This window comes from Pseudomonas sp. FYR_7 (assembly GCF_043106155.1).
Taxonomy (GTDB): domain Bacteria; phylum Pseudomonadota; class Gammaproteobacteria; order Pseudomonadales; family Pseudomonadaceae; genus Aquipseudomonas; species Aquipseudomonas parafulva_B.
Map to the genome: position 1 here is coordinate 1 of NZ_JBICMI010000020.1, position 8,163 is coordinate 8,163.

Annotated in this window: 6 protein-coding genes; 4 read left to right on the plus strand and 2 right to left on the minus strand. The window is 64.3% G+C overall.

Features of this window, described 5'->3' with window-relative positions:
• Nucleotides 1–95 precede the first annotated feature (95 nt).
• Entirely contained in the window at nucleotides 96–536 is a 441-nt protein-coding gene (locus tag ACF8R3_RS05235; protein WP_023533169.1) for a type II toxin-antitoxin system RatA family toxin, read from the minus strand.
• Between the two features lie 163 nt (nucleotides 537–699).
• Here ACF8R3_RS05235 and smpB point away from each other — a divergent pair, with 163 nt between their 5' ends.
• The gene (smpB, locus tag ACF8R3_RS05240) at nucleotides 700–1,182 is read left to right on the plus strand and encodes an SsrA-binding protein SmpB (protein ID WP_023533119.1); all 483 of its coding nucleotides are present in this window, start codon (nucleotides 700–702) and stop codon (nucleotides 1,180–1,182) included.
• Between the two features lie 142 nt (nucleotides 1,183–1,324).
• On the opposite strand, the gene ACF8R3_RS05245 is transcribed toward smpB, so the two are convergent.
• A complete protein-coding gene (locus ACF8R3_RS05245) occupies nucleotides 1,325–2,092 on the minus strand; it encodes an FCD domain-containing protein (RefSeq protein ID WP_058604769.1) in 768 nt (255 codons plus the stop codon).
• Nucleotides 2,093–2,346: 254 nt separating this feature from the next.
• Here ACF8R3_RS05245 and ACF8R3_RS05250 point away from each other — a divergent pair, with 254 nt between their 5' ends.
• From ACF8R3_RS05250 to ACF8R3_RS05260, 3 genes are all read left to right on the plus strand, one after another.
• Nucleotides 2,347–4,017, plus strand: a complete 1,671-nt coding sequence (locus tag ACF8R3_RS05250) for a lactate permease LctP family transporter (RefSeq protein WP_058604770.1) — start codon at nucleotides 2,347–2,349, stop codon at nucleotides 4,015–4,017.
• Nucleotides 4,018–4,080: 63 nt separating this feature from the next.
• Nucleotides 4,081–5,226 (plus strand): FMN-dependent L-lactate dehydrogenase LldD, encoded by a 1,146-nt coding sequence (lldD, locus tag ACF8R3_RS05255; protein ID WP_100850852.1) that lies wholly within the window; start codon nucleotides 4,081–4,083, stop codon nucleotides 5,224–5,226.
• 74 nt (nucleotides 5,227–5,300) lie between these two features.
• Complete coding sequence (locus tag ACF8R3_RS05260; protein ID WP_392515098.1) at nucleotides 5,301–8,105, plus strand: FAD-binding and (Fe-S)-binding domain-containing protein; 2,805 nt, start codon at nucleotides 5,301–5,303, stop codon at nucleotides 8,103–8,105.
• Nucleotides 8,106–8,163: the final 58 nt, after the last annotated feature.

An 8,163-nucleotide genomic window follows, 5' to 3' on the forward strand; every position in this document is an offset into this window, starting at 1 on the left:
CAATGTCCGGGCTTTTTCATTGCTGCAAGAGACGCTTTCAATCAAGCGTCACCGCTCCCTGCCACTTGAGTGTGGCCATACCTCGATTGCAACCCTTAGGAAGCAGCGTACAACTGCTTGGCACGCTCGCAAAACGCATCCACCAGGGTATTGGCGGCCTGATTGAACAGCGGCCCCAAGGTGGCGCGCACCAATGAGCCGGCATAGTCGAACGACAAGTCCAGGCTGATCTTGCAGGCCTTCTCACCCAAGGGCTTGAACACCCAGATGCCGTGCAGCTGAGAGAACGGCCCCTCCTCCAGGTTCATCTCGATGGATTGCCCCGGCACCAGCACATTACGGGTAACGAAGTGCTGGCTGATACCGCCTTTGGCCACCTCGAGCTTGGCACGCATGTGGGTTTCGCTGGCTTCGAGCACCGTCGAGTCGGAACACCAGGGCAAGAAGTCCGGGTAGCTGGCCACATCGTTTACCAGGTCGTACAAGGCCTGGGCGGGGTATGGCAGCAGGGCGGAGCGTTGAATATGGGTAGTCATCCAGGCGTCACTTCCAAGGCTGGGTGGCGGTGCTTCGCAGCATTCCGATTACAGGTTCTGTACCTATGACAGTGCAGGTATTGTCCGGTATTCATTCCAGTGGCTCAAGCACGCAGAAATCCCATAGCGGACGACGCGCGGACTTGCCTATAATGCCGTCCCTATGGCTAAGCAAAAAAAACATCCGACCGGGACCATCGCGCAGAACAAGAAAGCGCGACACGATTACTTCATCGAGCACAAGTTCGAGGCCGGGCTGGTCCTGTCCGGCTGGGAAGTAAAAAGCCTGCGAGCCGGCAAGGCGCACCTCGTTGACAGCTACGTGCTGCTCAAGGACGGTGAGGCCTGGCTGTTCGGCAGCCACATCACCCCGCTGACCACCGCCAGCACCCACGTCATCGCAGACCCTATCCGCACCCGCAAGCTGCTGCTCAACAAGCGTGAGCTCGAGCGCCTGGAAGCGGCCGTGGCGCAGAAGGGTTATACCTGCGTGGCATTGGCGCTGTACTGGAGCAAGCACCTGATCAAGTGCGAAATCGCACTGGGCAAGGGCAAGAAGGAATACGACAAGCGCGATACCGTGCGCGAACGTGATTCCAACCGCGAGCTGCAGCGGGCCGTACGTAACAAGGGCAAGGAAGACTAACGTTTGCCCCCTTCCCCGCCGAGTGATGATACGGGCAGCTAGTTGCCCGATCTGTTCCTCAAAGGGATGTGTACCTGCCGTGAACAGCACGTCGCCCGCAGCGGCCTGCTGTTCACGCGCACACTCGCCTGCACAAATACCCTCAGTGCCCGTTGCGCCGCTCCGCCCGCGCGACCCGCTGCGCCTCTTCGTGCGCCTCTTCAAGCACCTCCTGCACGTACAGAATGTGCCGGCTGGACACCTCCCGCGCATCCTCGGCCCGACCTTCGACAATCGCCAAGTACAACTCCCGGTGCTGGCTGATCAGCATGTCGCGCGTTTCGCTGCGTTGCTGGTACATGCCCCCGATGTTGGTGACCACGTTGCGCTTGAGCAAGTCGAACAACCCGCGGATGGTATGCAGCAGCACGGCATTGTGACTGGCCTCGGCAATGGCCAGGTGAAAACGCGCATCGGCGGCGCCTTCTTCGGCCCGTGTGACCTCCCCTGCCCGCGCATAGCAGTCCTGCAGCACGTCGAACGCCTCCTTCAAGCGAGCCCGGTCGGGTGCAGTGGCGCGCTGGGCAGCGTAATAGGCACAAGACGCCTCCAGGGTGTGGCGGAACTCCAGCAGGTCGTGTTGCGCCTGGGGGCTGTGTTCGAGCAGTTGCAACAACGGGTCGCTGAACGTGGAGCCCAGCGACTGCGCCACATAGTTGCCGCCGCCCTGCTTGCTGACCAGCAAGCCCTTGGCCACCAGCTTCTGGATCGCTTCGCGCAACGACGGGCGTGACACCCCGAACTGCTCGGCCAGCACGCGTTCGGCCGGCAGCCGCTGGCCCGACGTCAACGTGCCTTCCAGAATCATCCCTTCCAACCGATCGACAATGTCGTCGGACAGGCGCCGCTGGCGGACCTGATCAAAAACCATCACACGCTCTCCACGAATCCCGGCTGATATCCGGGGCATCCATTCTCGCCGATCCACAGCCGGCCGACACCCACCAGCGCTCGTTTTTCATGCCACATCACCTGCCCACTTATCGGCATTCGACCAAAGTGCTGCCTCGGACAAATTGACACACCCCCGTGTGCGCTTTTAACCTAGCGGCGAGCCATTGTAAATTGGTCTTACCAATTATCCAGGGCCAGCGCATGACCAACAACAATTAGGGGCCACCCCATATGCAAACCTGGCAACAACTCTACAGCCCGCTGGGCAGTCTCGGCCTGTCCGCCCTGGCGGCGGTCATCCCCATCGTATTCTTCTTCCTGGCCCTGGCCGTCTTCCGCCTCAAAGGCCACGTCGCCGGCAGCATCACCTTGGGTCTGTCGATCCTGGTGGCGATCTTCGCCTTCAAGATGCCTGTCGACATGGCCCTGGCCGCTGCCGGCTACGGCTTCCTCTATGGTCTGTGGCCCATCGCCTGGATCATCGTCGCGGCCGTGTTCCTGTACAAACTCACGGTCAAGAGCGGCCAGTTCGAGGTGATCCGCAGCTCGGTGCTGTCGATCACCGACGACCAGCGCTTGCAGGTGCTGCTGATCGGTTTCTGCTTCGGCGCCTTCCTGGAAGGGGCGGCCGGCTTTGGTGCGCCGGTAGCGATCACCGCCGCGCTGCTGGTGGGCCTTGGCTTCAACCCGCTGTACGCCGCAGGCCTGTGCCTGATCGCCAACACCGCACCGGTCGCTTTCGGCGCGCTGGGCATCCCGATCATCGTGGCAGGCCAGGTCACCGGCATCGACGCCTTCCACATCGGCGCCATGACCGGTCGCCAGCTGCCGTTGCTGTCGCTGTTCGTGCCTTTCTGGCTGGTGTTCATGATGGACGGCCTGCGCGGCGTGAAAGAAACCTGGCCCGCAGCCCTGGTGGCCGGCCTGAGCTTCGCCGTCACCCAGTACTTCACCTCGAACTTCATCGGCCCGGAACTGCCGGACATCACCTCGGCCCTGGCCAGCCTGATCGCCCTGACCCTGTTCCTGAAAGTGTGGCAGCCCAAGCGCTCGTTCGCAGCGGCCACTGGCAGCGTTGGCGCGGCCGTGGTGCAAACCGGTGGCAGCCAGCCAAGCCCCTACAGCCTGGGTGAAATCTTCAAAGCCTGGTCGCCGTTCCTGATTCTCACGGTGCTGGTCACGATCTGGACCCTCAAGCCCTTCAAGGCCGCGTTCGCCCCGGGCGGTGCGATGTACAACTTCGTGTTCAACTTCGCCATCCCGCACCTCGACCAACTGGTGATCAAGACCGCCCCCATCGTGGCCGCGCCTACGGCCATGCCGGCCGTGTTCAAGCTCGACCCGATTTCTGCCACAGGCACCGCGATTTTCCTGTCGGCGCTGATCTCCATGGCCGTGCTCAAGATCAACCTCAAAACTGGTCTGACCACTTTCAAGGAAACCCTGTACGAGCTGCGCTGGCCCATCCTGTCCATTGGCATGGTGCTGGCCTTCGCTTTCGTGACCAACTACTCCGGCATGTCCTCGACCATGGCCCTGGTACTGGCTGGCACCGGCGCAGCGTTCCCGTTCTTCTCGCCGTTCCTGGGCTGGCTGGGGGTGTTCCTGACCGGTTCGGACACCTCCTCCAATGCCCTGTTCAGCTCGTTGCAAGCCACCACCGCACACCAGATCGGCGTGAACGACACCCTGCTGGTTGCAGCCAACACCAGCGGCGGCGTGACCGGCAAGATGATCTCGCCGCAGTCGATCGCCGTGGCGTGCGCCGCCACCGGCCTTGTGGGCAAGGAGTCCGACCTGTTCCGCTTCACCGTCAAGCACAGCCTGTTCTTCGCCACCATCGTCGGCCTGATCACCTTGGTGCAGGCCTACTGGCTGACCGGCATGCTGGTTCATCACTAAAGTGAAAGGGGCCGGGCAGCCCACATTGCCCGGCCTTACTCACCTGCCAAGCTGCGAGAGCCCATGATCATTTCTGCCTCTACCGATTACCGCGCCGCCGCCCAACGCAAGTTGCCGCCCTTCTTGTTCCACTATGCCGACGGCGGCGCCTACGCCGAGTACACGCTGCGCCACAACGTTTCGGACCTGGCCAGCATCGCCCTGCGCCAGCGCGTGCTGAAGAACATGTCCGAACTCAGCCTGCAGACCGAGCTGTTCGGTGAAACCCTGAGCATGCCCGTGGCCCTAGCCCCGGTCGGCCTGACCGGCATGTACGCCCGTCGTGGCGAAGTGCAGGCGGCCCGTGCGGCGGCCGCCCACGGCATCCCGTTCACGATGTCCACCGTTTCGGTCTGCCCCATCGAAGAAGTGGCCCCGGCCATCGACAGGCCGATGTGGTTCCAGCTGTACGTGCTCAAGGACCGCGGCTTCATGCGCAATGCCCTGGAGCGCGCCAAGGCCGCCGGCGTTCGCACCCTGGTGTTCACCGTCGACATGCCTACTCCCGGCGCCCGCTACCGTGATGCCCACTCGGGCATGAGCGGCAAGAACGGCCCGCTGCGGCGTATGCTGCAAGCCATGACCCACCCGCAGTGGGCATGGGACGTGGGCGTCATGGGCCGCCCGCACGACCTGGGCAACATCTCCACCTACCGGGGCAACCCCACCGGCCTGGCCGACTACATCGGCTGGCTGGCCAACAACTTCGACCCGTCCATTTCCTGGCGCGACCTGGAGTGGATCCGCGAGTTCTGGGACGGCCCGATGATCATCAAAGGCATCCTCGACGCCGACGATGCCCGCGATGCGGTCAAGTTCGGCGCCGACGGCATCGTCGTGTCCAACCACGGTGGCCGCCAGCTCGACGGCGTACTGTCCAGTGCCCGCGCCTTGCCGGCGATTGCCGACGCGGTGAAGGGCGACCTGAAGATCCTGGCTGACTCCGGCATTCGCAGCGGCCTGGACGTGGTGCGCATGATCGCCCTGGGCGCGGACACCGTGCTGATCGGCCGGGCCTTCCTGTATGCCCTGGCAGTTCATGGCCAGGCGGGGGTGAAGAACCTGCTGGAGCTGTTCGAGAAAGAAATGCGCGTGGCCATGGTGCTGACCGGCACCAAGTCCATCGGCGAGATCACCCGCGACTCGCTGGTACGCGAACTGGGCGCCTGAGCGCCTGCCTGAAACAACGCCTGATTACCGGGGCACGCGCCGCACCAGACGTCGCGGCCCCGCGAGGAGACTGCATGAGCCTGCCTGCTGCGTTTCTGCGCGATGCCGAGCGCCTGATACCTGCCGAGCGTCGCTTCGACGACCCGACCTCTACCCTGGCCTTCGGCACCGATGCCAGCTTCTATCGCCTGATCCCCAAGCTGGTGGTGCGCGTGGAGTCCGAAGCCGAGGTGGTCGGCCTGATCAAGCTGGCCCAGCGCGAGCGAGTGCCCATCACCTTCCGCGCTGCCGGCACCAGCTTGTCCGGCCAGGCCATCAGCGATTCGGTCCTGATCGTGCTGGGCGATAACTGGAACGGGCGCGAGGTGCGCGGCCAGGGCGAGCAGATCAGGCTGCAGCCGGGTGTCATCGGCGCCCAGGCCAATGCCTGGCTGGCGCCGTTCGGGCGCAAGATCGGCCCGGACCCCGCCTCGATCAATGCTTGCAAGATTGGCGGCATCGTCGCCAACAACGCCAGCGGCATGTGCTGCGGCACGGCGCAGAACACCTACCACACCCTGGCCGGCCTGCGCCTGGTGCTGGCCGACGGCACCTGCCTGGACAGCGAGGACCCGGCCAGCGTCGCGGCCTTCCAGAAAAGCCACGCCCCCTTGCTCGACGCCCTCGCCCGCCTGGGCCGGGAGACCCGCGCCAACACGGCCCTGGCCGAGCGCATCCGGCACAAGTACCGGCTCAAGAACACCACTGGCCTGTCGCTCAATGCCCTGGTGGATTTCGACCAGCCGCTCGACATCCTGCAGCACCTGCTGGTCGGCTCCGAGGGCACCCTGGGTTTCATCAGCGCGGTGACCTACGACACCGTGCCTGACCACCCACACAAGGCCAGCGCCCTGCTGGTGTTCCCCAGTGTCGAAAGCTGCTGCCGCGCCGTGCCGATCCTCAAGCGCCAGCCCGTGTCGGCGGTGGAGTTGCTGGACCGGCGCAGCCTGCGCTCGGTGCAGGACATGGCCGGCATGCCGGTGTGGGTCAAGGGCCTGTCGGCCAATGCCTGCGCGCTGTTGATCGAATCCCGCGCCGCCAGCCAGACCCTGCTGCACGAGCAGGTGCACCAGGTGATGGCCTCGATTGCCGAGTTCCCCCTGGAACAGCAAGTGGATTTCAGCGAAGACCCGGTGGTGTACAACCAGCTGTGGAAGATCCGCAAGGACACCTTCCCCGCCGTGGGCGCCGTGCGCCAGACCGGCACCACGGTCATCATCGAAGACGTCACCTTCCCCGTCGAGCAACTGGCCGAGGGCGTCAACCGCCTGATCCAGCTGTTCGACCAGCACCGCTACGACGAGGCGATCATTTTCGGCCATGCGCTGGAAGGCAACCTGCACTTTGTCTTCACCCAGGGTTTCAACAGCGCCGAGGAAGTGGCTCGCTACCAGGCTTTCATGGACGACGTGGCGCAGTTGGTGGCCGTGGAGTTCGGCGGCTCGCTCAAGGCCGAGCACGGCACCGGCCGCAACATGGCGCCCTTCGTGGCGCTCGAATGGGGGCATGATGCCTACCAGCTGATGTGGCAGCTCAAGCGCCTGCTCGACCCTAACGGCATTCTCAACCCTGATGTGGTGCTCAGCGAAGACCCGGCCATTCACCTCAAGCACCTCAAGCCGCTGCCGGCTGCCGACGCAATCGTCGACAAGTGCATCGAATGCGGTTTCTGCGAGCCGGTGTGCCCGTCCAAGGGGCTGACCCTCAGCCCGCGCCAGCGCATCGTCATGTGGCGGGATATCCAGGCCAAGGAACGCAACGGCCAGGATACCCGCGCCCTGCGCGACACCTTCCAGTACCAGGGCATGGACACCTGCGCTGCCACGGGGCTGTGTGCCCAGCGCTGCCCGGTGGGCATCAACACCGGCGAGCTGGTCAAGAAGCTGCGCGCCCAGGCGGCCGAACATGGCAAGGCCGCCGACTGGTTGGCCGAACACTTCAAGACGGCCATGGGCGGCGCGCGCCTGTCCCTGACCGCCGCCAATACAGCGCGCAAGCTACTGGGCGCGCCTCGTCTTAACCGCTTGAGCGCCGCCCTGAGCAAGACCAGCAAAGGCCGCGTGCCCCGCTGGACCCCGGCGATGCCCCAGCCTCTGCGCCCTGTGCGCGTAGGTGAGGCGAGCAACGACCCGCGCCCGCGCGTGGTCTACCTGGCTGCCTGCGTGTCCAAGGTCATGGGCCCTGCGTATGCCGATCGCGAGCAGAGCTCGTTGCTGGACAAGACCCGCAGCCTGTTGGAGAAAGCGGGGTATCAGGTCGTCTTCCCGGAGAATGCCGAAAGCCTGTGCTGCGGCCAGCCCTTCGCTTCCAAAGGCTACCCCGAGCAGGCTGAACACAAGCGCCAGGAGCTGATCAATGCCTTGCTGCACGCCAGCCGTGGCGGCCTGGACCCGATCTATTGCGACACCAGCCCCTGCACGTTGCGCCTGGTCCAGGACCTGGGGGATACCCGTTTGGACCTGTACGACCCCGTGCGTTTCATCCGCACGCACCTGGTCGACCGGCTCACCTTCACCCCGCAGGATGAACCGGTGGCGGTGCATGTGACCTGCAGTACGCAGCACTTGGGCGAAAGCCAGGCCCTGATCGACCTGGCGCGGCGGTGCAGCACCCAGGTGGTGATACCGGAAGGCATTCATTGCTGCGGGTTTGCTGGCGACAAGGGCTTCACCACCCCGGAGCTCAATGCCCATGCCTTGCGCAGCCTGAAGGATGCCGTGCAGTACTGTGGTGAGGGTATTTCTACCAGCCGCACCTGTGAGATTGGCTTGTCGACCCACAGTGGCATCGATTATCACGGGCTGGTGTACCTGGTGGATCGGGTGACCCAGGCGCGGTAGCTGGAGCCCCGCGTTCGATGCTGGGAGCCTGGGGCCGCTGCGCGGCCCATCGCGGCAC

Excerpts from the sequence above, each read along its gene's own strand:
- ACF8R3_RS05235 (WP_023533169.1), bottom strand. The coding sequence starts at position 536 with ATGACTACCCATATTCAACGCTCCGCCCTGCTGCCATACCCCGCCCAG.
- smpB (WP_023533119.1), top strand. The coding sequence starts at position 700 with ATGGCTAAGCAAAAAAAACATCCGACCGGGACCATCGCGCAGAACAAG.
- ACF8R3_RS05245 (WP_058604769.1), bottom strand. The coding sequence starts at position 2,092 with ATGGTTTTTGATCAGGTCCGCCAGCGGCGCCTGTCCGACGACATTGTC.
- ACF8R3_RS05250 (WP_058604770.1), top strand. The coding sequence starts at position 2,347 with ATGCAAACCTGGCAACAACTCTACAGCCCGCTGGGCAGTCTCGGCCTG.
- lldD (WP_100850852.1), top strand. The coding sequence starts at position 4,081 with ATGATCATTTCTGCCTCTACCGATTACCGCGCCGCCGCCCAACGCAAG.
- ACF8R3_RS05260 (WP_392515098.1), top strand. The coding sequence starts at position 5,301 with ATGAGCCTGCCTGCTGCGTTTCTGCGCGATGCCGAGCGCCTGATACCT.